The sequence below is a fragment of the Plesiocystis pacifica SIR-1 genome (genome assembly GCF_000170895.1).
Classification (GTDB): domain Bacteria; phylum Myxococcota_A; class Polyangia; order Nannocystales; family Nannocystaceae; genus Plesiocystis; species Plesiocystis pacifica.
In genome coordinates, this window is sequence record NZ_ABCS01000052.1 from 1 (window position 1) to 25,205 (window position 25,205).

28 protein-coding genes are annotated in these 25,205 nt (G+C 71.0%); 15 read left to right on the plus strand and 13 right to left on the minus strand.

From position 1 onward, the window contains the following. On the minus strand, window positions 1–855 hold an 855-nt coding region (locus PPSIR1_RS23845), incomplete at its 3' end, for an LCP family protein (RefSeq protein WP_086001655.1). A 119-nt stretch (window positions 856–974) separates the two neighbouring features. Between PPSIR1_RS23845 and PPSIR1_RS23850 the strand changes: the two genes are divergently transcribed. The 3 genes from PPSIR1_RS23850 (at window position 975) to PPSIR1_RS23860 (ending at window position 4,599) form a co-directional block, all read left to right on the plus strand. Further along, window positions 975–1,547 (plus strand): hypothetical protein, encoded by a 573-nt coding sequence (locus tag PPSIR1_RS23850; protein WP_006973730.1) that lies wholly within the window; start codon window positions 975–977, stop codon window positions 1,545–1,547. A 9-nt stretch (window positions 1,548–1,556) separates the two neighbouring features. Then, entirely contained in the window at window positions 1,557–3,458 is a 1,902-nt protein-coding gene (locus tag PPSIR1_RS23855) for a CRTAC1 family protein (RefSeq protein WP_006973731.1), read from the plus strand. A gap of 70 nt (window positions 3,459–3,528) precedes the next feature. Then, window positions 3,529–4,599, plus strand: a complete 1,071-nt coding sequence (locus tag PPSIR1_RS23860) for an L-threonylcarbamoyladenylate synthase (protein ID WP_006973732.1) — start codon at window positions 3,529–3,531, stop codon at window positions 4,597–4,599. A 7-nt stretch (window positions 4,600–4,606) separates the two neighbouring features. Here the strand turns inward: PPSIR1_RS23860 and PPSIR1_RS43640 are convergent, their stop codons facing one another. From PPSIR1_RS43640 to rpsB, 10 genes are all read right to left on the minus strand, one after another. After that, entirely contained in the window at window positions 4,607–4,966 is a 360-nt protein-coding gene (locus tag PPSIR1_RS43640) for a heavy-metal-associated domain-containing protein (protein WP_006973733.1), read from the minus strand. Between the two features lie 12 nt (window positions 4,967–4,978). Continuing rightward, window positions 4,979–5,911: a hypothetical protein gene (locus PPSIR1_RS23870; RefSeq protein ID WP_157595906.1), complete on the minus strand. Its 933-nt coding sequence runs from the start codon at window positions 5,909–5,911 to the stop codon at window positions 4,979–4,981. 163 nt (window positions 5,912–6,074) lie between these two features. Continuing rightward, window positions 6,075–6,629, minus strand: coding sequence for a hypothetical protein (locus PPSIR1_RS23875; RefSeq protein ID WP_006973735.1), 555 nt, complete (start codon window positions 6,627–6,629; stop codon window positions 6,075–6,077). A 49-nt stretch (window positions 6,630–6,678) separates the two neighbouring features. Next, window positions 6,679–7,332, minus strand: coding sequence for a sterol desaturase family protein (locus tag PPSIR1_RS23880; protein WP_006973736.1), 654 nt, complete (start codon window positions 7,330–7,332; stop codon window positions 6,679–6,681). 79 nt (window positions 7,333–7,411) lie between these two features. Continuing rightward, window positions 7,412–7,777 (minus strand): ribosome-binding factor A, encoded by a 366-nt coding sequence (locus PPSIR1_RS23885; RefSeq protein ID WP_006973737.1) that lies wholly within the window; start codon window positions 7,775–7,777, stop codon window positions 7,412–7,414. A 1-nt stretch (window position 7,778) separates the two neighbouring features. Next, window positions 7,779–8,285 (minus strand): hypothetical protein, encoded by a 507-nt coding sequence (locus PPSIR1_RS23890; protein ID WP_006973738.1) that lies wholly within the window; start codon window positions 8,283–8,285, stop codon window positions 7,779–7,781. Further along, window positions 8,278–8,835: a ribosome recycling factor gene (gene frr, locus PPSIR1_RS23895; protein ID WP_006973739.1), complete on the minus strand. Its 558-nt coding sequence runs from the start codon at window positions 8,833–8,835 to the stop codon at window positions 8,278–8,280. Before frr ends, PPSIR1_RS23890 begins: the two co-directional genes overlap by 8 nt. Before the next feature lie 47 nt (window positions 8,836–8,882). Beyond that, window positions 8,883–9,626, minus strand: coding sequence for a UMP kinase (gene pyrH / locus PPSIR1_RS23900; protein WP_006973740.1), 744 nt, complete (start codon window positions 9,624–9,626; stop codon window positions 8,883–8,885). Window positions 9,627–9,724: 98 nt separating this feature from the next. Continuing rightward, a complete protein-coding gene (tsf, locus tag PPSIR1_RS23905) occupies window positions 9,725–10,378 on the minus strand; it encodes a translation elongation factor Ts (RefSeq protein ID WP_086001647.1) in 654 nt (217 codons plus the stop codon). 43 nt (window positions 10,379–10,421) lie between these two features. Then, the gene (rpsB, locus tag PPSIR1_RS23910) at window positions 10,422–11,327 is read right to left on the minus strand and encodes a 30S ribosomal protein S2 (protein WP_006973742.1); all 906 of its coding nucleotides are present in this window, start codon (window positions 11,325–11,327) and stop codon (window positions 10,422–10,424) included. Between the two features lie 416 nt (window positions 11,328–11,743). On the opposite strand from rpsB, the gene PPSIR1_RS23915 reads away from it, so the two are divergent. From PPSIR1_RS23915 to PPSIR1_RS43650, 6 genes are all read left to right on the plus strand, one after another. After that, window positions 11,744–12,310, plus strand: coding sequence for a hypothetical protein (locus PPSIR1_RS23915; protein WP_045116638.1), 567 nt, complete (start codon window positions 11,744–11,746; stop codon window positions 12,308–12,310). A 245-nt stretch (window positions 12,311–12,555) separates the two neighbouring features. Continuing rightward, on the plus strand, window positions 12,556–14,664 hold the full coding sequence (locus PPSIR1_RS23920) for a hypothetical protein (protein ID WP_006973744.1): 2,109 nt from the start codon (window positions 12,556–12,558) through the stop codon (window positions 14,662–14,664). Further along, complete coding sequence (locus PPSIR1_RS50820; RefSeq protein ID WP_006973745.1) at window positions 14,654–14,779, plus strand: hypothetical protein; 126 nt, start codon at window positions 14,654–14,656, stop codon at window positions 14,777–14,779. The genes PPSIR1_RS23920 and PPSIR1_RS50820 overlap by 11 nt, the downstream gene beginning before the upstream one ends. Window positions 14,780–14,970: 191 nt before the next feature. Further along, window positions 14,971–16,836 (plus strand): serine/threonine-protein kinase, encoded by a 1,866-nt coding sequence (locus PPSIR1_RS43645; protein WP_006973746.1) that lies wholly within the window; start codon window positions 14,971–14,973, stop codon window positions 16,834–16,836. 310 nt (window positions 16,837–17,146) lie between these two features. Beyond that, window positions 17,147–17,695, plus strand: a complete 549-nt coding sequence (locus PPSIR1_RS23935) for an integrin alpha (protein ID WP_006973747.1) — start codon at window positions 17,147–17,149, stop codon at window positions 17,693–17,695. A 60-nt stretch (window positions 17,696–17,755) separates the two neighbouring features. Further along, window positions 17,756–18,214 carry a hypothetical protein gene (locus PPSIR1_RS43650; protein ID WP_006973748.1) on the plus strand — a complete coding sequence of 153 codons (459 nt, stop codon included), beginning with the start codon at window positions 17,756–17,758 and terminating at the stop codon, window positions 18,212–18,214. A gap of 3 nt (window positions 18,215–18,217) precedes the next feature. Here the strand turns inward: PPSIR1_RS43650 and PPSIR1_RS23945 are convergent, their stop codons facing one another. After that, window positions 18,218–18,985, minus strand: a complete 768-nt coding sequence (locus tag PPSIR1_RS23945; RefSeq protein WP_157595907.1) for a dioxygenase family protein — start codon at window positions 18,983–18,985, stop codon at window positions 18,218–18,220. Window positions 18,986–19,278: 293 nt separating this feature from the next. On the opposite strand from PPSIR1_RS23945, the gene PPSIR1_RS23950 reads away from it, so the two are divergent. From PPSIR1_RS23950 to PPSIR1_RS49540, 3 genes are all read left to right on the plus strand, one after another. Further along, window positions 19,279–20,598 carry an L-histidine N(alpha)-methyltransferase gene (locus PPSIR1_RS23950; RefSeq protein WP_006973750.1) on the plus strand — a complete coding sequence of 440 codons (1,320 nt, stop codon included), beginning with the start codon at window positions 19,279–19,281 and terminating at the stop codon, window positions 20,596–20,598. A gap of 79 nt (window positions 20,599–20,677) precedes the next feature. Beyond that, window positions 20,678–21,703: a hypothetical protein gene (locus tag PPSIR1_RS23955; protein ID WP_157595908.1), complete on the plus strand. Its 1,026-nt coding sequence runs from the start codon at window positions 20,678–20,680 to the stop codon at window positions 21,701–21,703. Beyond that, window positions 21,618–21,956, plus strand: a complete 339-nt coding sequence (locus tag PPSIR1_RS49540) for a hypothetical protein (protein WP_006973752.1) — start codon at window positions 21,618–21,620, stop codon at window positions 21,954–21,956. The genes PPSIR1_RS23955 and PPSIR1_RS49540 overlap by 86 nt, the downstream gene beginning before the upstream one ends. Here the strand turns inward: PPSIR1_RS49540 and PPSIR1_RS23965 are convergent, their stop codons facing one another. After that, window positions 21,957–22,439 (minus strand): VOC family protein, encoded by a 483-nt coding sequence (locus PPSIR1_RS23965; RefSeq protein WP_157595909.1) that lies wholly within the window; start codon window positions 22,437–22,439, stop codon window positions 21,957–21,959. It lies immediately after the preceding gene. Here PPSIR1_RS23965 and trpS point away from each other — a divergent pair. The 3 genes from trpS (at window position 22,438) to PPSIR1_RS23980 (ending at window position 25,195) form a co-directional block, all read left to right on the plus strand. Next, on the plus strand, window positions 22,438–23,484 hold the full coding sequence (gene trpS / locus PPSIR1_RS23970; RefSeq protein ID WP_006973754.1) for a tryptophan--tRNA ligase: 1,047 nt from the start codon (window positions 22,438–22,440) through the stop codon (window positions 23,482–23,484). The two genes, PPSIR1_RS23965 and trpS, sit on opposite strands and share 2 nt — an antisense overlap. 71 nt (window positions 23,485–23,555) lie before the next feature. Continuing rightward, entirely contained in the window at window positions 23,556–24,368 is an 813-nt protein-coding gene (locus PPSIR1_RS23975; RefSeq protein ID WP_338047296.1) for a GNAT family N-acetyltransferase, read from the plus strand. Between the two features lie 8 nt (window positions 24,369–24,376). Further along, window positions 24,377–25,195: a hypothetical protein gene (locus PPSIR1_RS23980; RefSeq protein WP_006973756.1), complete on the plus strand. Its 819-nt coding sequence runs from the start codon at window positions 24,377–24,379 to the stop codon at window positions 25,193–25,195. Window positions 25,196–25,205 lie beyond the last annotated feature (10 nt).

Here is a 25,205-nt window from a genome sequence, read left to right on the forward strand (position 1 = left end):
CTTCAACGTGCGCGCGAAGGCCAGCATCACGGCTTGTTGGCGCCGGGTCCGGTCCCGGTCGCCGGTCCCGTGGCGCGAGCGCGAGAAGGCCAGCGCCGTCGCCCCGTCCATGGTCACCGCCCCGGCGGGCACGTCCATCATCGTGCACGGCTGGTCGGGGCCGTCGAGCCAAAAGCAGTCCATGATCGGGCAGGCGACCTCGACCTCGACGCCGCCGAGGGTGTCGACCACGGCCACGAAGCCCTGCATGTCGATGAGCGCGTAGCGATCGACCTCGACCCCGAGGTTCAGGCGCAAGGTCTCGCGCAGCAGCGCCATGCCCTGGCCCCGACCCACGCGGACCTCGCCCACGCGCATCACGGAGCTGACCCGGGCGTGGTCCCGGCCGTCCTCGTGAAGCGTCCCGACGTCGGGCAGCTCGATCCACAGATCCCGGGGCACGCTGAACGCCGCCACGGCCCCGTCGCGCTCGCGGAAGGCGACCAACATCATCGTGTCGGTGCGCCCGGTGACCTTCGCGGACCGGTTGTCGGCGCCGAGCAAGAGCACGAAGGACACCCCGTCCAGACCTGCAGGCCGGTCTCCTCGACCTGCCCCCTCGGGCAGGGCTTCGGGCGCCTCGAGGGGGATGTGCGACCAGCCCTCGGCTCGGGGTGCCCCGCTGCTGGGCGGCAGGCTGTCGACGGGGGGTGCCGGGGGGCCCAGGGTCCGCCGCAGCGCATGCGCGCCGACGGTGAGCGGATCCCGCTGTGTCGCCCACCCCGTGATGACTAGAGCACAAAACGCGATCACGACGGCGAGGCCCACGACCCACACGGGGGCGAGCACCAGGAGCCAAACACGGCGTCGAGACATCCGCCCCCGATCGATCACCTCTTTGTTGGAACTCGAGATCACGACCGCCCAACGACGCGGCCCACACGCCCGCCTATTCCCGCGCCATGTCCATCGCTCTGCTACGCTCCAAACGCTCGATGTCGAACCCAATCACCGAGACCACCGCCGCCATCCTCGAGCGCCTCGACCCCGAGACGCGCGCGGCGGCCGAAGCGAACGTGCGTGAGTTTTCGAGCCACGCCCTGGGCCAGGAGGTCAGCCTCGAGTACGAGCTCAACCTGATCAAGGCGGCGAAATTCCTGGCCGCAGCCGACGGCCTGAGCGCGGTCGAGCTCCGCGGCCTCAAGGCCGCCATGACCCAGTGCGGCCTGCCCGAGGCGGTCCAGTGGCACATCCTCGAGTTCGACGAGTCCCAGCTCCACCCCTCGCACATCGGCGCGCTGGTCGAGCGCGGGCGGCCGGCTCGCTTCTTCCTCTCGGCCATCCTCCACTTCGCCGCCCTCGACGGCCTGTCCGACGACGAGGCCGCGTCGGCCCGCGTGGTCGGCTGGGAGCTCGACGTTCACCCCTCGATGATCGAAGCGCTGATCCTCGAGGCCCGGGCCAACCACGAGGCCCAGCGCCACCGCGACAGCGCCCAGCAGGCCCTGCTCCGTGATCTCCGCCTGGCGATCATCGAGCTGCCCATGCAAGAGCGCGAGACCTTCTGAGCTTCGACCATGCGCGCCGCCGCTGTTCCGCTCGTCATCCCCCTCCTGCTCGGCGCCTGCAGGGGCCCGTCCCTGTCCCAAGACGAGGGCGACGAGGCCAACACCGAGTCGAGCCCCGACGGCGAGGACACCGACTCGGGCACCGGCGAGGACGAGGGCTTCGACCCCTTCGTGTGCGCCGACTGGGGCCCCGAGCCGCCGCCTGTAGCGAGCGCCCTGCCCCCGCCCAGCGCCTGCCCCGACGCCGGCTGCCCGATGTTCACGGACATCACCCTCGAGGCCGGGCTGGCCACGGTGCAGTTCGCCCAAACCCACCCGGCGCAGCAAAACTGCATGTTCCCGCGGCCCACCAGCGGCGGGCTGCTGCCCTTCCAAGACTGCGAGCCGCAGTGGTTCACGGGCGGGGTCAGCGTGGGCGACGTCGACCGAGACGGCTTCCCCGATTTGTTCATGACCCGGCTGTCGGCGCCGGACCACCTGTTCCTCAACCAAGGCGACGGGACCTTCGTGGACGTCGCCGAGGCGGTGGGCCTGGGCGCGTGCACCTTCACCAACGGGACCAACTTCGGCGACATCGACAACGACGGCGACCTCGACATCCTGGTCACCGGCGTGGGCGTGGGTCGCCACTACCTCTACGTCAACTTGCTGTCCGAGACGGGCCAGCTGCGCTTCGAGGAGCAGGGCGAGGCGCGGGGCTTCGCGCTGAGCTCCGACACCCTGCACAGCGGCGAGAGCGTGACCCTCGGCGACTACGACCGCGACGGCTGGCTCGACGTGCACGTCAACGAGTGGCTGCGCATCGAGCAGCTGCCCCCCGAGGGCGACCCCGACTTCGACGTCCACCGGGCCCGGCTGCTGCGCAACCTCGGGGCCAGCGACCCGGGCGCCTTCGTCGACACCACCGTGGCCGCGGGCGTCGACCTCGACGGCCTCGACGAGGACGGGACCTTCGCGTTTTCTTCGACCTTCGCCGACTTCGACGGCGACGGCTGGCAGGACCTGGCCATCGCCGTGGACTTCGCCCGCTCGCGGATGTTCTGGAACGTCGGGCCCAACGCCGAGAGCCCCGGCTTTTACGACGGCTCGGGCGCGGCCAAGGTCAACCGGGAGTCCAACGCCATGGGCTCGACCTGGGGCGACCTCGACCTCGACGGCCGCCTCGACTGGTACGTGACCTCCATCGCCGAGCTCGACGACGAGTGCGAGCCCGGCGAGGAGCCGCCGTGCTGGGCGGGCTCGGGCAACCGCCTGTACCGCTACATCGGCAACCGCGAGTTCGCCCTCGGCACCGACGCGGCGGGGATCCGCGACGGCGCGTGGGCCTGGGGCGCCGCCTTCTTCGACGCCGACAACGACGGCGACCTCGACCTGACCCTCGCCAACGGCTGGCCCGGCCGCGACCTCAACGGCGGCCTCTACCACGCCGACACGCCCATGCGCCTGTGGATGAACCACACCGGCTCGGGGCTGGAGATGAGCGAGGAGGGCGCGCTGCGCAACGTCGACGACGACCGGCAGGGCCGCAGCGTCGTCGCCTTTGACTACGACCGCGACGGCGACCTCGACCTGCTGGTGACCAACCACGCCGGCACGCCCGCGCTGCTGCGCAACGACGGCGGCAACGAGAACCCCTGGCTGCGCGTGGCCCTGACCGGCAGCGGCCCGACCAACCGCGACGCCCGCGGGGCCGTCGTCCGGGTTCAGGTCACCCCCGAGAGCCCGTGGCAGGTCAAGGAGGTCGGCGCCGGCAGCCACTTCCTCGGCGAGGGCGAGCTGATCCAGCACTTCGGCCTCGGGCCCGGGGTCGAGAGCGTGCACCGGGTCGTCGTGACCTGGCCAGCGAGCGAGCAGCAGCAGGAGCTCAACGACGTCGCCGCGGGTCAGCTGCTCGAGCTCCAAGAGCCCTGAGACCCGATCACGGGGGAGCCTGGGCGGGCGCTCGACGGCCCCCAGCGAGGGTGCTATCGCAGACCCCGCCATGACCCCGCCCCGCGTCGTGCCGGTCGATCCGGTCGATCCCGCCGGCCCCGAGCAGCCCGCCAGCGCCGAGGCCCTGCGCGCCGCCGCCGAGGCCCTGCGCGCCGGTCGGCTCGTCGCCTTCCCCACGGAGACGGTCTACGGCCTGGGCGCGAACGCCCTCGACCCCCGGGCGGTGGCGGGCATCTACGCGGCCAAGGGGCGGCCGAGCACCAACCCGCTGATCGTCCACGTGCGCGACTCGGACCACGCGCGGACCCTCGTCGCCGCGTGGCCGCCCCTGGCCCAGGCCCTCGCCGAAGCCTTCTGGCCCGGACCCCTGACCCTCGTGCTACCCAAGCGCGGCCTCGTCCCCGACCTGGTCAGCGCTGGCCTCGACACCGTCGGCGTGCGCGCCCCAGCCCACCCCGTGGCCCAGGCGCTGCTGCGCGCAGCCCTGCTGCCCCTCGCGGCCCCGAGCGCCAACCGCTCCCAGGCCATCTCGCCGACCACCGCCGCCCACGTGGCGCGCTCGCTGGCCCACGTCGACGCCGACGCGCTGACCATCCTCGACGGCGGGACGACGCGGGTGGGCATCGAGTCGACGGTCCTCGATCTGAGCCGCGGGCAGCCCACGGTGCTGCGCCTGGGCGGCGTGTCGACGCGGGCCCTCGAGGCCGAGCTCGCCCGGCACCCCGAGCTGGGCGCGCGCCTGGTCCACGCCACCAACGGCAGCAAAGACACCGAGGTCGCGCGCCCCTCCCCCGGCATGGACGCGCGCCACTACGCCCCCGCCGGTCAGGTCCTGCTCGCGCCCCTCGACACCCTTCGAGCTCGGCTCGAGCGCGACGGCGACGCCTTGCCGCGGCCCCTCGGCGCCCTGACCCGCGGCGACGTCGAGGCCCTCGGCGCCGTCGACCACCACCTGCGCATGCCCGACGACGCCTCCGACTACGCGAGCATGCTCTACGCGGCCCTGCACACCCTCGACGAGCTCGGCTGCGGGTCCGTGCTCATCGAGGCCGTCCCGGACGCGCCCAGCTGGGCCGCCGTCGCCGATCGCCTGCGCCGGGCGGCGACGCCCCGAGGCTGATCCAGGTTCAGGAGACCGGAGCCTCGACCGCCTTCGGCTCACCGTCGACCGTGGCGCCGTAGCCGATGGTCTCGATCGCCGTCACGATCGCCGCGACCTCGATCTCCCCCTCGCGGAACACGACCTTGGCGCGCTCGGCCTCGAGGTCGACCTCGACGGACGCGACGCCCTCGAGGCGCCCGACCTCGTACTCGATGCCCTGCACGCAGGACTCGCAGGTCATGCCCTCGATGGCCAGCTCGACGGCGAGGGTGCGCGGCTCGGACTTGCAGGCCGTGAGCGTCGCCAGGCCCACGCTCAGCGCGAGGGGGGCGGCCACGAGGGCGGCGCGCAGGCACAGGGAGCGGAGCGTCGTGCGGGCGAACATGGCGGGCGTCCGCTAGAAGCGGCCGGTGAGCGATAGCCCAACCCGGCCGCGGCCGCCAGCGGGCGCGATGCTCACGTCAACTTTGCTGGCGCGGATCTGCCGCTGCGCCGACATGCCCAGGCCCGCGCCGATCGCCCCCGCGAGGCCCGAGACGTCCGTGACCACGATGGAGGCCGCGGGGTTGCAGGTGTAGCGGAAGCCGTCGATCTGCGTGTAGGGGCCGAGCGCGCTCGAGTAGCAAGCCTGGTAGAGGCCCAGGTCGGTGATCAGCCCGGCCATGCCGATGGCGAACACGGTCCACCCGGCGATCTGTCGACCGCGCGGAACGACCGCGGCCTTGCCCGCCTGCTCGGCCTTCCAGCGGATGTGCTCGCCGTGCTTCCAGCCGCCCGCCCCGGCGAAGCCGATCGCGCCGAACATCAGGAAGTCGTCGATGAGCCCGCGCCCGCCGCAGTAGGCGTCGTCGCCACAGCTGATCTCCATGACCCACTGCTTGGTGATCGCCGTGCCGAACAGCAGGGCCGCGGTGCTGTAGAGGCCCACGCCGTTGGGCGGCGGCTTGACGAACTCTTCCTCGACGGCCCAGCCCTCCGTCTCGGGGTCGCTGGCCTGGGCCACGGGCGCCTCCCCCCACGTGGGCAAGCCGCCGCCCTCGCTCGGCTCGGCCACCGGCGCGTCCGCGCTGGGCAGCCCGCCAGGTTCGGGCTCGGGCTCGGGCTGGCCCAAGGGGGCGACCTCCGCGGGACCCTCGGCCGCCGGCTCGACCGGTTGCGCCCCCACAGGCTCGGGAGATGCGCTGCCCGGTTTTTGGACGGTCGGTCCCCCCGCGGCTTCGTTGTCCACGCGGGCCGGCGCGATGGCGGCCTCCGCAGGCTGCGACGAGCCCGGCGCGACCGCAGGCTCGGGCGCGTCCCCGCCGAGCGCGATCAAAAGGAGTGCCCCCATCGACGCGTGGAACGCCATGACCCAGCCTAACCGCGGCTCAGCCGCCATCGCAACCGCCACGGCCGCGGGACGACTGGGAGACGCCCCGTGGACGACACGAGTGAGCCCGAGCATCGACGACGCTCGGGCTCGAACTGGGGCCAGGCTGGTCGGCCCGGGTTTTTTACTCCGACAAGTGGCAGCTGAGGCAGCCGAACTCGCCCTTCTCGGGGTCCTTGTCGAGCATCTTGGCCATCTCGGGGACCACGAAGTTGAGCATGAACTTGGTGGTCTCCTCGTCGAGGTCCATGCCCGACTGCACCGGGTCGTCGGCGCTCAGGGGCGTGAGATCGTTGGGCATGGCGAAGTCGACGTCCTTGTAGTCCTCGCCGTGGCAGTTGCCGCACTTGAAGGTCTCGTAGCCCTGGGCCTTGAAGCCCTCCTTCATCTTGGGCATGACGACGGTGCCCATGTGCTCGAGGCGAGCGCCGCGATCCATGGTCGCCCAGGTCACCTCGGCGGGCTCGGCCGCGCCGTCCTCACCGCCCGCCGCGTCGCCCTCGGCACCCGCGTCGCCCTCGGCACCCGCGTCGCCAGCCGGCGCGTCGCCACCGTCCGCCGCGCCACCGTCCGCCGGCGGGTTGGACGAGTCCGACTTGTCGCAGCCGGTGAAGCCGAAGCCAGCGGCCAGGACCAGGGAGAGGGAGAGGGTCAGCGTGGAGAGGGTACGCGCGCGCATAGAGGAGAGCTCCTACGGCTCCATCGCTACCACGAATCCCCCGCTCCCGTCAGCGCTCACGGGTACCGAACAACCAGTCCCCGAGGGGAATGCCGAAATTGAAATTCAGTCGCCGCATCTTGGCGGTGTCGTGGTGCAGGCGATGGTGCCGGCGGACCGCCGCGACCCCGGGCAAACGACCGATGAAGCTGTCCTCGGGCATGTGCGAGCCCAGGTGCAGCCACTCGTAGGCGAGGTAGTAGCCGACCAGCGCCGCGTAGGTCAGCAGGCCCAGATCCGGGCCGAGGACCAGCGAGACCAACAGCGCCAGGGGCAGGCCCAGCAAGGCCACGAAGAACAGCGCGATGCGGGCCGGGAAGAGGGTGACGTGGAAGTCCTTGGCGCTGTCGACGGCCATGACCTCCGGCGAAAAGAAGCGGTGGTGCTCGCCGGTGTGGCGCTTGTAGAGCTTGCCGGTCAGCGGGCTGAGCCGGTGCATGGGCCCGCGGTGGACGGCGTACTCGACCAGGTTGGCGACGATCCAGGTCACCGGTACGGCGATCAGCTCGACCAGCTCGAGGCTCTCGATGCGCGCGAGCGCCCCCACGATCGCGCCCAGGCACAGCGAGGTCGTCACCGTCAGGTGGCGCCAGCCCTCGTAGCGCTTGGGCAGCTTCTCCTGACGGTAGTCTTCACGAAAGGCACGAACACGCTCGGGAGACATCCCCACCGGGAGAGCGTAGCAGCCCGGCTCGGGCGGCTCTACTCGCCCATGTGCCCTCGCTAGGAGCCTGTGGTGACACTCAGGGTGGAGACTCGTCGAGCTCCCAGTCCTTGGCGACGCGGAAATCGAGGCTCGGCGTCCGCCGGCGGTGAATCGCCGCGGCAACTTCTTCGCGCAGCCGCCCCCGGGCCTCGGCGAGGCGCGCGAGGATCAGCGCCTCGCTCGGCGCCTGCCCCTCGACGCTGTCGGGGAGCACCGAGAGCAACAAGCGCGAGCCGTCGGGGCTGCTGTGCACGCCGACGAGGGTGAGGCTCGACAGGACCTCGTCGTCGAACTCGGCGAGCACCAGGGACAGGTGGTGCTCGACCTGCCGGCACAGCTGCGCGAGCTTGCGATCGAACTCGCGGTCGGCCTGGCGGCGAAGGTGCCGGCGTGGCGGCGCCATCTCAGGGGAAGCCGCTGCTGCCGCCCAGGTTCTCGGGGGTGCACAGGCCGAAGGTGCAGACCTCGCCCTCGGCGCAGTTCGAGTCGTCGGCGCACAGCGTCGCGCACAGACCCTCGAGGCAGCCCTGGCCCTCTCCGCAGTCTTCGTTGACCGAGCAGGGCACCGTGCACAGGCCAGGCACGCCCTCGAGGCCGAAGATGCCGAAGATGTCCACGCACTCCTGGGGCGCGGGGCAGACGTCCTGGTCCGTGGCGCAGAAGCTCGAGCAGTATCCGTTGAGGCACTCCGACGCGTCGTTGGGACAGGGCGCGTCCTCGGCCCCGCCGCAGGCTTGCTGGCACAGGCTGTTGGCGCAAGTCTGGCCCTCGCCGCAGTCCGAGTCGGCGGAGCACTCGAAGCGGAAGCTGGCGGGCTGAGCCGCCTCGATGAAGCAACCACCAAAGCCGACGGACAGCCCGAGCAGCCCGAGCAGCAGTCCGCCCGCCGCTCGACTGGCCCGCTCAGTCATCCATGATCTCCGACTCTTTTTTCTTCACCGCCGAGTCGATCATCGCAACGTAGCGGTTGGTCAGCTCCTGGACCTTGTCGAGGCCGCGCTTGAGCTCGTCCTCGCTGATCTCCTTGTCCTTCTCGGCGCCCTTGAGCAGGTCGTTGCCCTCGCGGCGGCCGGACCGGATGGCGATCTTCGCCTCCTCGGCCTGGTCCTTGACCTGCTTGACCAGCGAGCGGCGGCGCTCCTCGGTCAGCGGCGGGATGGGCACGCGCAGCACGACCCCGTCGGAGCTGGGGTTGAGCCCGAGGCCCGAGTTCATGATCGCCTTTTCGACGGACGAGATGGTGTTCGCGTCGAAGGGCTTGACGATGAGCAGGCGGGCGTCGGCGGTCGAGACCGTGGCGACCTCGCGCAGGCTCATCTGGACGCCGTAGGCCTCGACGCGCACGCCGTCGAGGAGAGCAGGGTTGGCCCGACCCGCTCGCACGCGGGACAGTTCGCGGGCGAGGCGTTCCTGGGCGGACTTCATCGCGTCTTCGGCGAGTTCGAGAGCGTCGTCAATCATGGTTTCGTTCCTGCTGGACGGAGGTCGGGCGTGGAGCTCGGGCGGAATCAGCGAGCGGGGCGCTCGTAACCATCGGGCGCGACGAGGGTCCCCAGTGGGTCGCCGCAGACCACGCGGCAGATGTTGCCGGGCGAGAGCATATCAAACACGACGATCGGCAGGTCGTTCTCTCGACACAGGGAGATCGCCGTGGCGTCCATGACGTGGAGGCTCCTGGACAGCACCTCCAGGTAGCTCAGGCGCTCGAAGCGGACCGCGTCGTCGAACTTCATCGGGTCCTTGTCGTAGACCCCGTCCACCTTGGTGGCCTTGAGCAGCACCTCGGAGTTGACCTCCATGGCGCGCAGGGCCGCGGCCGTGTCCGTGGTGAAGTAGGGGTTGCCCGTCCCCGCGGCGAAGATCACCACCCGCCCCTTCTCCAGGTGCCGGGAGGCCCGGCGGCGGATGTAGGGCTCGGCGATCTCCTTCATCTCGATGGCCGAGAGCACCCGCGTGACCACGCCCAGGCGCTCGAGGGCGTCCTGCATGGCGACGGCGTTCATGACCGTGGCCAGCATGCCCATGTAGTCCGCCGAGGTCCGGTCCATGCCCTTGGCCGAGGCCTTGAGCCCGCGGAAGATGTTGCCCCCGCCGATCACCAGGGCCACCTCGACGCCGAGGTAGACGACCTCGGCGAGCTGCTGCGCGATGGTCCCGAGCACCTCGGGATCGATGCCGAAGCCCTGCTTGCCCTGGAGGGCCTCGCCGGACAGCTTGAGGGTGATGCGCTTGAACTTGGCGGTGTCGCTCATGGTGCGGTGCTCGTGATGCGGTGCAGGGGGTTCCAAGTTGGGGTGCCGGGCACAGGCCACAAAAAAGCGGGGCCATCGGGCCCCGCTCTTCGCTTCGCTCAGGCGTTGGCGATTTGCTTCGCCACTTCCTCGGCGAAGTTCTCTTCCTTCTTCTCGAGGCCGTCACCGAGCTCGTAGCGGGTGAAGCGACGAATCTGGACGTTCTCGCCGATGGTCGCCACGGTCTCCTTGAGGACCTCCTCGACGGTCTTCTTGTCGGCCTTGACGAACTTCTGCTCGAGCAGGACGTTCTCCGAGTAGAACTTGTTGATCTGGCCGTCGACGATGCGGTCGACGATCTTCTCGGGCTTGCCGTCGTTGAGGGCCTTCTCGCGCAGGATGGCCCGCTCCTTCTCGACGGCCTCGGAGTCCATCTCCTCGCGGCGCACGGCGGCGGGGTTCATGGCCGCGATCTGCAGGGCGATGTCCCGGCAGAACTCCTGGAAGGCGTCGTTCTTGGCCGCGAAGTCGGTCTCGCAGTTGACCTCGAGCAGCACGCCCACGCGGCCGCCGTGGATGTAGCTGACCACGGCGCCCTCGGTGGCCGCCCGGCCGGCCTTCTTGGCCGCCTTGGAGAGCCCCTTCTTGCGGAGGAACGCGATGGCCTTGTCCATGTCGCCATCGGTCTCCTTGAGGGCCTTTTTGCAGTCGAGCATGCCCGCTTGCGTACGCTCGCGGAGCTCCTTCACCATGCCTGCGCTGATTTTCGCCATCGTCGTTTGTCTCGTTCTGTCAGTTAGCGGCTCTGAGAGCGGCTCAGCTGTTGGTCGGCGGCGCCTTGGACTCCGTCTCGGGGGTCGCGGCGGCCTCGGGAGTCGGGAGCTGGGTGCGGCGGGAGACGAGCTCGACCTTGGGGCCGTCGCCGCCGGTGGTGACGCGGATCGGCGCCGGCGCGTTGTCGCCGTCGCCGTGGTCCACGGCGCGCTGCTTGCCGAGCTTGTTGCCCTCGGCGGCGGCGTCGGCGATGCGGCTGGTGATCAGCTTGATCGAGCGGATCGCGTCGTCGTTGCCCGGGATGATGTACTGGATCTTGCTGGGGTCGGCGTTGGTGTCGGCCAGCGCGACGACCGGGACGCCCAGGCGGTTGGCCTCGGACACGGCGATGTGCTCGCGGTTGGGGTCGATCACGAAGATGGCGCCCGGGAGCTTGGGCATGTCCTTGATGCCGCCGAGGTTGCGCTCGAGCTTGGCCCGGGAGCGCTCGAACTGCAGGACCTCTTTCTTGGTCAGCTTCTCGTAGGTGCCGTCCTCGGACATCTTCTCGATGTGGCGCAGCTTGTCGACGGACTGGCGGATGGTCTTCCAGTTGGTCAGCGTGCCGCCGAGCCAGCGGGCGACGACGAAGAACTGGCCGCAGCGCTGGGCCTCGCTGATCAGCACGTCCTGGGCCTGGCGCTTGGTGCCCACGAACAGGATGGGCTGGCCCTCGGCCGCGACGGAGCGGATGTAGGCGTAGGCGCGGCGCATCAGCGTCGCGGTCTGCTGGAGGTCGATGATGTGGACGCCGTTGCGGGCACCAAAGATGTAGGTGCGCATCTTCGGGTTCCACCGCTCGGTGCGGTGGCCGAAGTGGACGCCGGCCTCGAGCAGCTGGCGGACGGTGATGATTCGCTGGGCTTCGTCGAGCAGCTGCTGGCCGCCCTCGGTGGTGTTCTCGCTCATTGTCTGGTTCGTTCCTTGCGTTGGGCCTCTGCCCCCATCTTCGAGTTCGCTCACCGCCCGCTCCGTCCCACTCGGGGTCGTGCGACCGGCACGCAAGCTCCCTCTCCGGGGGCATGGGTGTTCAAAAGGTGGCGGTTGGTATCACGGGTCCGAAGGGGCGTCCAGGCCTCGCGCGGGGGCTGGCCTGGGACCGGGCCGGAGGCCGTTTGGAGGCCGCCCCGCCGGGCTCTCAAATGGGGCATTTCACCGCCGTAGACCAGCCCGAGCCGGGATCTGGGGGCGTGAGGGGTACCACACGGAGACATCCCTCTCCGGCCTTCGCCTCGACGCAGGCGGCATCTGCGGCGCTCGCGGACGCAGCCCTCGGTCTGGGCCGGGCCAGCGCCCCCTCCATTTGCTACCTTCCCGCTGCGCCCATGCCCGTGTCCCCACCCCGAGCGCTCGTGTCCTGCCTCCTGTCCGCGGCCCTGGTCTCCATGGCCTCGACCTCCGGAGGTTGCGCCCTGCTCGGCGAGGGAGCGAGCGCGGGCACGGCCACCGCCGTCGACCTCGACGCCCCGGTCCTCGACGGCTTCGCGGTCGCGTCGATGACCGACCTGGAGCGGGACGTGCGGATCGAGACCGGCAAGCCCGACCGCAAGCCGGTCACGCCGATCACCTTCTGGACGGGCATCGGCCTCGGCGCGGCGATGTCGGCCGCGTCGATCGGCTTCGGCGTCGCGGGCTACGTCGCCAAGAACGACCTCGCCGACGCCTACGCCGGCGACGCGAGCCTGACCGAAGAGCAGCGCGACGACCTCGTCAGCCGGGGCGAGGCCTACAACACCACGGCCGCGACCACGGCCGCGTTCGCGGCCATGGGCTTCGCCATGGCGCTGGTCAGCTACGCCGTCGACTGGAACCGCTGCGGGCCCCTGGTCTCGGGCAAGCGCACGGACAAAAAGCACAACCGGCGCTGCGACATCGTCGAGTCGGCGCGCTAGCCGAGGCCTCGACCCACGCGGGGTCCGGTAACGAGAGTGAAAGCCCGTCCGGCCCGCGCAGTTGAGTGAGGGCACGGACGCCCCGTCGTTCCCGCCGAGCTCACCGACGCGCCACGAGCTCGCTCCTCGCCCGCTCTCGACCCCGAAGACGGGCGCTCCGGTTCGCAACCACCATGGGAGCGGCGGAGCGGCCGTGCCTTTGTCGTCGACCTCCCCGCCCCCGCGTTGCGGCTATCATCCCGCCCATGGGCGCCGAGCCCCAAGCCCACGACGGGCGCGCGCGCAGGATCCTGCTCGCGCTGATCGCCATCGTCCACCTGCCCCTGCTGGGCTTTGGGCTGATCTACGACGACGCCTGGACCCTGCGCAGCAACGGCTTCTTGCGCCCCGAGCACTTCGAGCTCGCCCTGCTCGCCACGCCCGAGGCCGCCGCCCGCCACGTGCCGGACGCCTTCCGCCCGACCCAGGTCGTGTTCGACATGCTCAGCTACCGGGTCCTCGGGCTGCGTCCCTGGGCCCACCACGCGCTGTCGATCGTCCTCCACGTGGGCGTGTGCGCGCTCTTGGCTCGGGGGCTCGAGCGCCTCGGGGCCTCGCGCGCCCTGACCCTCGCCGCGACCGCCGTGTTCGGGCTGCTGGCCGTGCACGCCGAGGCCGTCGCGGTGGTCTCGTTCCGCGAAGATCTGCTCGCCGCGCTCCTCGGCCTGGGCGCCCTGCTCGCGAGCTTGCGCGCCGCCGAAGGGCTCGAGGGCGAAGGCCGAGCCTGGCCCCCGAGCCTCGGCTGGGCGGCCCTGTCGGCGGGGCTCATGGCCCTGGCCTGCGGCGCGAAGCTGTCGGCGGCCCCCCTCGCCGCCCTGCCCGTGCTGCTCAGCCCGCACCTGGGCCTGGCGCCCTGGCCCGGCTGCCGCAAGCTCCGGGGCGCCGCGCTGGTCGTGGTCATGGTCGCGCTGAGCCTGGGCGTCGCCGCGGCCGTGGCCCAGACCGCCCTGGTCCACGGCGGGCTCAGCCCCTACGCCGCCGCCGACAACCCGCGCATCTACGCCACCCGCGTGGGCCTGGGGCCGGTGCTCGCCGCTTCGGCGCAGATCCACCTCGCCTACCTCGGCCAGATCCTCGCGCCCCTCGGCGCCCTCGCGCCCGCGCCCGAGTACGTCGACCGCGGGGCCCGCTGGCTCGCCCCGGCGACCCTCGCCGCGCTCGTGGTGATCGTCGGCAGCCTGCTCGGGGCCCTCGCCGTCCTCGCCAAGAGCGCCCGCGCGAGCGCTGCCCCGCCGAGCCTCGCCGCGCGGACCTTCGCCCTCGCCACCTTGGCGTGGTGGCTGGCCTGCGTCCCGACCAGCAACCTCGCCGGGCTGCCCAACATGCGGGCCGATCGCTTCCTCTACCTCCCGAGCCTGCCGCTGTGCGTCGCCCTCGCGGCCGCCTTGCTGGCCATCGGGCACCGCGTGGCGCCGTGGCTGCGCGACGATGAAGCCAAAGCCGAGCTCGTCGAAGAGCTCGCCGCGGGGCCGAGCCCGGACATGAGCCCCTGGCTGCCCCTGGCCGTGTTCGTGCTGGTGCAGGCCTCGACGGGCCTGGCCGCGACCCGGGCCTACGTGAGCAACTCCACGCTCTGGCACCACGCGGTCCGCCGCGCTCCCGACTCGGCCCGGGCCCACGCGCTCTTGGGGATCGAGCGCCTGGCCGTGGGTCGCCACGCCGAGGGCCGCCTCGCCCCGGGCGTCGCCGAAGCGGCCGAGGCCGACTGCCTCCGCGCCAAACGACTCGACGACCAGTACGAGCTCCCCGAGCTGTGCCTGGCCATCCTCGCCTCGGCCCGGGAAGACTGGAGCCTCGCCTACGAGCACCACGCGCGGGCCGTCGAGCTGAGCATCGACCGCAACGATCGCTCCCTCGCCGCCATGGCCCAGCTCGCCCTCGACCTCCCGAGCGAGTGGCTCGCGCGGCACCCGGAGCTCCCGGGCGCGCCCGCGGGAGATCGACAGCACCTGGCCCTGGCTCACATCGAACGCGGGCTCAGCGCGTATCCCTACTCACCCGAGCTGCAATTCGCCGCCGGACGGGTCTACCACCGCATCGGCCAGCCAGACCGCGCCCTCGACCACTACCGCCGTGCAAGGTCGCTGCGACCCGAACGTTGGGAGACCGTCGCCGCAGGGGTGGAACTCGCCCTCGATCTCGGCGATGCTGCCGCGGCCCACCGGACCTGGTGGGCGGAGAGCAAACTGCTCAGCCGCGCAGACGCAGCCACCCGCACCCGCCTCGCGCGTCGCCTCGCCGAGGCCCGTAAGCAACCCGACTTCTCTCTGTTACACTCGCTGCTCAGCCCCGGAGTTTTCCCAGATGGCCCCTAAAAAGTTCTACGCCTTCCTCGTCATCGCCGCGATCGCCATCTCCGTCGGAGGCATGGCTTGCGGCGACACCATCGAACAGCTCGACAAGGTCGACGAGACCTACGGCGCGACCTGAGCCCCGTGCTGCGAGCACCGCGAGGCGGACCGGGACCGGTCCGCCTTTCGCGTTGGTTCAGCGCGGTCTCGCAAGCTCCCAGCGAGGGGCCCGCGCGATCTCGCGGCGCCCACCTCGGGTACGGCAGACCAGCCGATCGGCATCACCCCCAGGCTGGTTCGACCCTGCTCACATGATACGGTCCCGGCGCGATGGACCTCGACCTCGAGCTGCCTGGTGGACTCGGCGAGTGCCCCCACTGTGGTGAGCTTCACGGGGAGACGCTGCTGCGCTGCCCGAACACCGACCGCCTCCTGCCCCTGGAGCGTCGGCTGCTCGACGGCAAGTTTCGCTTCAAGCAAAAGCTCGGGTCCGGCGGCATGGCCTCGGTCTGGCTCGCCGTCAACGAGCGGGTCGACCGGCACGTCGCGATTAAATTCTTGCGCCCCGAGGTCGGCCGGAACCCCGAGTCCGTGGCCCGTTTCCGGAGCGAGGCCAAGGCCGCCGGGCGCATCGGGAGCCCGCACATCTGCGAGATCCTCGACCTCGGGGACTCGCCGATCGGCCCCTACATCGTCATGGAGCGCCTGCGCGGCAAGGACGTCGCCCAGCTGATCCGCATCCAGGGCCGGCTCCAGCCCGGCTACGCCGTCCGGGTCATCCGCCACGCCCTCGAGGGCCTCGCCGACGCCCACGCGGCCGGCATCGTCCACCGCGACCTCAAGCCCGGCAACATCTTCATCCACAAAAAGTCATCTGGGGACACCGTCGTCAAGCTCATGGACTTCGGCGTCTCGAAGTTCCTCGACGGCAGCGGCGAGGCCCAGACCGGCAGCGGCATCTTGCTGGGCACGCCGGAGTACATGGCCCCCGAGCAGCTCGAGGGCGCCGACAAGATCGGCGTGCCCGCCGACATCTTCGCCATCGGGGCCATCCTCTACCGGGCGATCACCGGCAACTTCGTGTTCGCCGGCCCCAACCTCGCGGCCGTCATCAAGGCCATGGCCGTCGACGAGATCACGCCCATGTGCCGCCTCGTCGAGGGCCTGCCCCCCGCCCTCGAGGCCGTCATCCACCGCTGCCTCGAGCGCGACCCCGAGGCCCGCTACGCCAGCGCCGCGGAGCTGTCCGAGGCCCTCGAGCCCTTCGAAGACTTCGCGGGCGAGGTCCACCTCGTCGAGGAGCCGCCCGCGACCGCCCAGGTCCCGATCCCCAAGGACGTCGAGTCCCTCGCCCCGGAGGACGTCGAGTCCCTCCCGCCTTCGACCGGGACCCAGGCGCTGTCCGTCTCGGCCCTCGAGATCATCGACGAGGCCCCCTCGACGGAAGCCTCTCCGAGCGCGACGGACATCGAGCCCGCCGTGCTCCCGACCGAGCCGAGCAAGACCCCGCGCCGGGTCCTCGCGGGTCTCGGGATCGCTGCGCTGATCGGCGCGGCGCTGTGGGTGGGGACGCTGACCATCGGCAGCTCTGGGCCGGCTCCGGACTTGGCTCCGACGAGCGAGGACGCCACCCCAGCGGCGGTGACCGAAGACTCCGACACCGACTCCGGCTCCGACACCGACTCCGACACCGACTCCGACTCCGGCTCCGAGACCGACACCGAGACCGACTCCGGCTCCGAGACCGACACCGACTCCGAGACCGACACCGACTCCGAGACCGACTCCGGCTCCGAGACCGACTCCGGCTCCGAGACCGACTCCGGCTCCCCGGCCTCCACCGGCGGCGGCGCTTCGTCCGAGCCCGCGAGCTCGCGCCCGACCCCTGCCGGCACCATCCAGGTCTCCACCTTCATCACCCCCTTCGATCCGCCCCCCGCCGGGGACATCAACGAAGCGCGCAAGGCCTGCTCGAAGCTCGCCAGCTCCCGCTACGCCGGCGTCGGCAGCTGGACCCTCGCCAACCCGGCGCAGCTCGGCAAGTTCATCGGCAACAAGCAGATCAAGCGCGGACGCTACTGGACCTCCGCGGTGTGGAAGGGCAAGGCCAAGGTCTACACCCTGCCCTCGGGGAAGAAGGACTCGGAGAAGCTCGACCGCAACTTCAAGCCCTTTTGCGTCGCGCGTTGGTGGTGAGCTAGGCTCGCCATGTGGCCAGAGCGGGTCGATGTCGCCGCGCCCGGCTCGGCGCCGAGTCCGTTGGCGCGTGGGCGTGCGCCCTCTTCCTGATCGCCGTCGCTTGCGAGGGAAGCTTCGACCCCGCCCCCGACCTCGACGGCGACACGGGGGCCGACGAGCTCGGTGGTGGAGACGGGTCGATGGATACGGTCGTCTTCGACGGCCTGGGCCGAGGTGAGATCCTTCCAGCGAGGATCGCCAACGACGACCAGGCGTCCATGTCTACCGCGCCAGCGGTGGGCACTACGGCATCCTCACCCCCACGATCTTGCGTCAGGGAAGCTTCGAGATCGGCGGGGAGCCCGAGGAGAGCGACCGCTTTGGTCAGGCCCTGGTGTTTGGCAACTTCAACGGTGCTCGACGCGAGTCCGAGATCGATGCCTACGCAGACCGCTCTTGCTACGACCTCGTCGTTGCGGCTCCCAAAGAAGACGAGGGCGCAGGCGAGATCCAGCTCTTTCGAGGCAGCCCGCAGGGGCTCAGCTACGGCGGACCCGTTCTCCACCTCGATGAACTCGGGTTGAGCTCGGACCCCGGGGATGGCTTCGGCGTGGCGTTGTCGGCTGGCGACCTCGACCAAGACGGCTTTGATGACCTCATCATCGGCGCCCCCGGCGACGCTGTCGGAGGCACCGTGGTCGTCATTCCTGGCTCGGAGCTCGGGTTGAACCTCGAGCGCGCTGCGGTTCTCAAGCAGGGGGAGGCTGGCTTTGGGGGCGTTGATGAGCGCGGCGATCAATTTGGGTTTGCGGTGTCGTGGACCATCTTGGGTCTGGGCTCAGGTGACACCGCACAGGCAATACTCGAGCCCAGGTGACCGCTTCGGCGCGAGCTTGATGCCCGCCCGCGCCTTTCCTTCCCGCCCCTGGACGTTCTGATGAAGACCCATCCCAGCCTGTTCGCTGCCGCGCTGATCGTGCTGGCCGTCCTCGCCTGCCAGCCTCCGGGCATCCCCGATGAAAGCGCCGACTCCCCCGAAGCCGCCGACGGTGGCGAAGACTCGAAAGAGGACCCCTGGCACTGCGGCGAGGAGAACCTCCACTGCGTCGGCCCCCTCGGCATCGGCGAATGCGTCGACGGCGAGTGTCAGGGCCGCCTGACCTTTTGCCGCCTCGCGTCCGGGACCTGCTCCGAGATCTGCGCCAACGAGGGAGCCGTGTGCGCCCCCAACGACTGCGAAGGCGCGACCGCCTACCTGTGGGACTACCCGACCCAAGAAGAGGCCGATGGAATCTGCAGCGCAGCCATCAAGGAAGCTGCAACCCCGTGGGCCATCGGCTGCGACGACGAGCTGAGCGGCCTCGGCAAGACCGCCAACTGCTGCTGCCTGTGGTGAGCTTCAGGGGCCCGCGACCAGGTCGAAGCTCGCCGCGTCGCCGTCGAGGCTCATCGTGCACGCGCCCTCGCACGACGCGAAGATCCCGTCGCTGTCGTTGAACTCGTCGTCGGGAAAGTAGAGCTGCGTGGTCACGCGCAGCGCACCGTCGACGAACACGCGCAGGTGCAGGTGCGAGGTCCGGTAGCTGGCCCCGTTGAGGTACCAGCCCGGTCGCAGGCTCGAGAAGGCGTAGCGCCCCGCGGCGTCGGTGCGCACCCAGCCGTAGTACATCTGCTCGCCCGTCGGCACGGCCTGCCCGTCGGGGGTCTCGGCGTCGGCCTGGGCTTCGTGGTCGTAGATGGCCGAGACGTACTCGGGATCGGGAGCGGTGGACGCCGGGCGAACACCGGGCGGCGAGGGGCTGGCGTGCCACAGCAAGACGACGGCGTCGGCGATGGGCTGGCACTGCTCGTCAAAGACTTGGCCGTCGAGGGTGAAGGGCACGCCCTCGTGGCCGTAGAGGTCGAGCGCGCTGCGTTCGAAGCCGTCCTGGGGAAAAGGACCCGCGGTCTGCTCGGTGCTCGGGGCGCAGGACGGTCCGCCGTCCTCGCTCGTGGTCTCGGCGTCCTCGCCCAGCTCGTCCTCGGAGCCCTCGTCGAGCCCATCGCTCCCGCCCTGGTCGGCGCTCGCGCCCTCGTCCGCGCCGGTCCCCTCGCAGCCCCCCAGGGCGACGACCCCCACGAGCTGTCCGGTCCGCACCAAGAATTCCCGCCGCGAGCGCCCGCCCATGGCTCGGACCATAACAAGAGCCCAGCGGCGGCCGCCGAGTCCGCTTTGGCCAACTCCGGGGTCTTCCCCCCCAAACATCGACGCCCGCGCCCAAACTTCCCCCTGCCCTCAAAACATCCCGCAAAAGCGGTGCTACAGCGTTCCTGGAGCCCCAAGGGCGATCCCAGGCCCCGGGAGAGCCCCCCATTGGCCCTTGGAAGCCCCTTCAGGGTTTTCCCTCGCGGGGGGAGATTTGTGCTCCGCGCACCCAAGTATCGCTAGAGCCGGTCCGGCCCGGTCCATACACTGCCATCATGTCCTCCAGCTCCAGCTCCCGCAGTCAGGTCTTCGACCTGATCTTCGGCCTGTTGGAGCTCCACGGCTTCCACACCAACGAGGCGCAGGCGTCGATCTTTGGGGTCACGCCGACGACCATCAACAACTGGAAGACCGGCAAGGTCAAGACGCTCAACCGCGGCAAGCTCGAGGAAGTCATCGCCCGCATCCACTTTTTGAGCAAGCGGCGCGGCGTCGACCTCGCCGGCGAGCCCTCGCTGTGCCCCATCGTCATCGAGGATGGCGCCGGCCCCGAGGACCTCGAGCGAGACCTCCGCGAGAAGTGGGACTCGGTCTACCTCGGGCACAAATTTCTCTACTACCACCCCGCCGGCGCCATGGCCTGGATGAAGCTCATGGCCACGGGCTACGGCAGCGACCTGCTCAGCAAGGGCTTCGCGGCGGCGTTCGCAGAGGCCCTGGAGGGGTCCGGCAAGCGCCAGGCCGGGGCCCTCGCCAGCTTGCTGCGCTGGACCGAGGGCAAGTCCTGCGGCGTCGACCTGATCAGCCTCGGCCCTGGCGACGGGACCAAAGAAGCCCGCGCCATCGCCCAGCTCATCACCCACAGCGGGCCCGGCTCCCGGCTGATCGACTGGCTGACCTACACCCCCGTCGACGTGTCCATCCCGCTGCTGCGCCTGGCATCGGAGAAGGCCCGCAACGACATCCGCGACCGCGTGTCCGAGGAGCGCTGGCCCCACTTCCTGGTCCGCCCGGCGTGCTCGGACTTCGAAGACGGCGGCATCGGCTTCGCCGGGCACCTGTCCGAGAACCCCGAAGATCGCCGGCTCGTGCTCTTCCTCGGCGGGACCTTCGGCAACCTCAAGAGCGAGGCGGCCTTCATCGAGCGGACCCTGTCCCGACTGCTCCGGCGCGGCGATCTGCTGTGGCTCGAGGTCGGCGTGCGCCAGGCTCGAATCGAAGACGACGGCCTCTGGGCCCTCGCCGAGGGCGGCCTCGGGGACGCCCAGGAGACCGTGCGCCAGTCCCTCGTCGAGGGGCCGCACCGCCGCTTCCGGGCCTCCGTGGGCTCGCTCATCGACACCCGCATGCGCATCATCCCGCGCGACGGCGGGGCGACCTGCGCGGTCCCGGGCTCCTACAACTTCGTCCACGACGTGGACATCAACGCCATGGGTCAGCGCTGCTCGGTGCTCTACTCCCGGCGCTACGACGTCGACGCCCTCCGGCAATGGCTGGTGGGCTTTGGCTACGAGACCCTGTTCGATCACACGGTCAGCGACGCCCGCGGGCGCCCGCGGACCGTGCACTTGCTGCTCCGCCGCACCCGCGACTGATTCGCGGCCGGCCTCACCCCGCTAGACCCTCGACCGCCACCCGGGCCCACCTGCGCCCGGGATGGCCCAGGAGATCGCCGTGCCCAGCTCCAGCCCCGCCAAGCTCCACGCCCTCGCCGCCTCCAGCGCTCGCCGCTCGCCGGCAGCGGACGGGCACGCCCTCGCCTTTGGTCTGGCCGGCGCCGCGCCCCTGGCCGCGCTGACCCTCGAGCTGCCCGCGGGCCTCGGCGCCTTCGTGGCCCTCGCGGGCCTCGCCTGCGCCCTGCCCCTGCTCGCGCTGCGCCGCGCCGCTGCCCCGGTCCGCTCCCTGCACGGCGCGCTCTTCCTCGCCCACCTGGTGTTCTGGCTGCTCTTCGCCCGCCTCGGCGCCCTCGCCTTCGCCCTCTTCCTCGACCACGTCGAGCTGCCCCCGGCGCTCGCGGCCAGCCCGGCCGCCTTCATCGCCCTCGCCGCGCTGCTCGTGCTGGCCCTGGCCCCGGCGACCCAGGGTCTGCTCGCCGGGCTCGAGCGCCGCCGGTCCGCGGCGGGCAGCGCCCCCGTCCACACCGCCAGCGCCTTCATCCTCCTCGCCCTCGCCTGCTTCGCCCTCGTCCTCGGCATGGAGCTGGGCCACTCGGCGGAGGGCGAGGATCTGGGCCAGATCGGGTGGGTCGCGGGGCTCGTGGCCGTGGCCGTGCAGATCGTCGCGGGGGTGATCGCCGCCCGGTCCAGCTGGACCTCGCTCGTCCGCGAGCGCGAGGCCCGAGCGCGGACCCGCCCCCTCGCGGCCGCGGCCTGGCTCGCCTGCTTCGTCCTCGCCCTGGCCCACACCGGCCTGGTCGAGGCCCCGCTCACCGAGCTCGCCCCGCTTCCTGGCGCCCTCGTGCTCGGCCCGGCCTTTGGCTTGACCCTGGGTCTGGGCCTGGTCGCCGTGGCCTCGGCCGTCGGGCTGTTCCTGGCCTTCGCCTTCCCGACCCGCGCCGCGTCGAGCTCCGACGCGAGGCCTCGGCAAAATGGCGGAGACCAGTCTATGGTCAGGCATGTGTTCGCGACTCTGGCCCGCGTGCCTCGTCCTGCTCGGAGCGTGCGCCTCCACGCCGAGCTCGGGCACCACGACCCAGCCTGACGCGCCCCCGCCCACCACAGGCGCAGGCGCAGACGCAGACGCAGACGGCATCCCCGACGCCGCCGATGCGTGCCCGGCCCAGCCCGAGGACCCCGACGCCTTCGAAGACGACGACGGCTGCCCCGACGCGGACAACGACGACGACGGCGTCCCCGACCTCGACGATCACTGCCCCGACGAGCCCGAGGACCCCGACGGCTTCCAGGACGACGACGGCTGCCACGACGACCCGCCCGTCACCGTGCCCGAGTGATCACTTGGCGAACAGCCGCGAAGGGTCGCGCATGGCCTTGAACTCGAGGGCGTTGCCGGCGGGGTCGAACAGGAACATCGTCGCCTGCTCGCCGACCTCCCCCGGGAAGCGGATCGTCGGCTCGATCTCGAAGCGCACCCGAGCCGCGACCAGGCGATCGCGCAGCGCCTCCCAGTCGGCCATGCTCAGCACGAGGCCAAAGTGCGGCACCGGCACGGACTCGCCGTCCACCCGGTTGCGCCCGGCCAGGCCCGCGTGGCCCTCGACCTCGTGGATCACCAGCTGGTGCCCAAAGAAGTCGAAGTCCACCCAGCGCGCGCTGCTGCGGCCCTCGGGGCAGCCCATCCGCTCCCCGTAGAAGCGACGGCAGCGCGCCAGATCGTCGACGGGGATCGCCAGGTGGAAGGGGCAGAGGACGGCGCTCACCGACGCAGCATAGCGAGTGGACGGCACCGGGGAAACGATCCACCCTTGGCGTCCCATGGCCAACGCCGACGCCAACGCCGACACCCGACCCCAGCGCGTGCTCTCGGGCATCCAGCCCTCGGGCCAGATCCACCTCGGGAACTACTTTGGCGCCATCCAGCAGCAGGTCGCGCTGCAGGACGACTTCCCGGGCGAGTGCTTCTACTTCATCGCCGACTACCACGCGCTGACCACCCTCCAAGACGCCGACGCCCTGCGGGCCAACGTGTTCGACGTCGCGGTGACCTACCTCGCGTGTGGCCTCGACCCCGACAAGGCCCTGCTGTTTCGCCAGAGCGACGTCCCCGAGGTCACCGAGCTGACCTGGCTGCTGTCCACGGTCACCAACATGGGCCTGCTGCAGCGCGGGGTCAGCTTCAAGGACAAGGCCGCCGCCGGCATCAACCGCAGCGTGGGGCTGTTCCTGTACCCGGCGCTGATGGCCTCGGACATCCTGATCTACAACTCGACGCTGGTGCCCGTGGGCAAGGACCAGATCCAGCACATCGAGATGGCGCAGGACATGGCGACCCACTTCAACACCACCTTTTGCCAGCCCAAGAAGAAGGGCGAGGTCGTCGAGCCGGTGCTCGTGCGTCCGGACTACCGCCTGTCCAAGACCCCCTACGTGCCCGGCACCGACGGGCGCAAGATGTCCAAGAGCTACGGCAACACCATCCCGCTGTTCGCCTCGGGCAAGCAGCTCAAGAAGGCCGTGGGCCAGGTGGTGACCGACTCCACGCCCCTGGGCGAGCCCCTGCAGGCCGAGGGCAACAACGTCTACGCCATCCTCGAGCTGTTCTGCGACGAGGCCGAGCTCGAGCAGATCCGCGGCTGGTACGCGGCCGGGGCCCGGGACGGCGAGGCCTTCGGCTACGGCCACGCCAAGCAGCTGCTCGCGCACAAGATCGACGCCCACTTCGCCGACGCTCGGGCGCGGCGCGAGCACTTGCTCGCCAACCCCGACGAGGTCGAGGCGGTGCTCCAGCGCTCGGCCGAGCGCGCTCGCGCCGTCGCGCGCGAGACCATCGACAAGTGCAAGCGGGCCTGCGGGCTGCGCTAGTGCCGGCCATCCAGCTCATCGGCGGCGAGGGGCTCAAGGACCTCCGGCTCCTCTAGCCCCTCGCCGAGCAGATCTTCGCCAGCCCTGGCAAGCGCCGACAGCCCGGATGGTTCGCGCGCAAGCTGTGGCGCGAAGGGGTCGCGCCCGAGCTCTCGGCGCTGGCGATGGTCGAGGACGGCGGGAGCCTGCGCCCCCAGGGCTACGCGCTGCTCGGACGAGCGCCGAGCCTCGGGAGCCGGGCCCGAGGCGCCGGGGTGGGCCTGCTCCCGGCGCTCCGCGGTCGCGGCTTGGGTCGGAGGCTGCTCGCCTTCGCGGCCGATCGAGCCCACGCCGCGGGCCTCGACAGCGTCGAGTTTCTCGCCGAGCCCGAGCGCCTGCCCTGGTACCTGGGCATGGGCTTCGAGCCGGACCGCGAGGAGTGGACCTTGCTCGCCGAGGCCACCGGGAGCGCGGCCCTCGCAGCGCCCGAGGCCCAGCTCGAGCTCCCTCGAGGGGAGGCGCCGCTGTGGACGTGGACGCCCCAGTGTTGGGATCGCACGCCGGCCCGACAGCGCGGCGCCCTTCGCCTCGAGCTTCGCGAAACCCAGCTCGAGCTGCGCGCGTGGTTCTCTCGCGAAGGCCAGGCAATTCTCATTCACCGCGTCGAGCTCGACACCCCCCCCGACACGCCGAGCGCGGTCATCGTGGCGGCCCTCGACGCCCTCCGGGCCCGGTGGCCTGCGCCCACGCCCTTGCTGCTCTACCCCTGCCCCGCCGGCTCGACAGCCTCTGCGCCCCCGTGGAGCCGGGCCCTCGTCGCCGCGAACTGGCGCGTCGCTCAACGCTCGACGGTCGTCCGCATTCGCCTCGTTCCTGATAGGCTGTGCGCATTGCGTAGCTACTGAGAGCCGAGATGATCCGCCGACTTCGCTTCGACCTCCCCCGCCGTCTATCTCTCTCCTCGTGCGTCGCCGTCCTCGCTCTGGGCGCGTGCGGACCCGACGACGTCGGGACGGACGACGCAGGCGAAACCACCAACGCCTCGGACTCGGACGACGGCGCGGACGAGGCGAGCACCGACGGGGCCGAAGACGCGAGCACCACGGACGACGGCTCCTTCATTCAAGAGGACGGCCCGGGCGAGGAGAGCAGCTCGACCCCGGGCAACCTCGGTGATCCCTGCGCGGACGACAGCCAGTGCGCCGAAGATCTGGTCTGCAACGCCATCCCGATGATCGGGGGCATCTGCTCGGAGTGCTCCAGCGACGCCGACTGCGAGGGGGGCAACTGCACCTTCAACGGGATGTGGTTCGAGTGCGGCGACGGCAGCCTCGGGCAGATGTGCGAGTCCGACGAGTCCTGCTCCGACGGCCTCTACTGCGCGGAGATCCTCGACACGGGCGGCCTGTTCGCGCTCACGCTGTGCTCCGAGTGCGCCGAGGACAGCCACTGCCCCGACGGGCAGCTGTGCGCGCCGGAGTTCGACCTGATGAGCATCTCGGGCTCGCGCAACTGCATCGACCCCGGCACCCTCGCCCAGGACGCCGTGTGCGACGCGGACGGGGCCGGCGACGAGCAGTGCGAGGGCTTTTGCACGACCGCGTCGCTGATGGGCATCCTCGACATCGGCGTGTGCGGCGAGTGCGAGAGCGACGCGGACTGCGTGGACATGCAGACCTGCGCCGGGGCGATGGCCGGCTTCGACGGCTTCAGCGGCTCGAGCTGCGGGTAGCCCCGAGCTC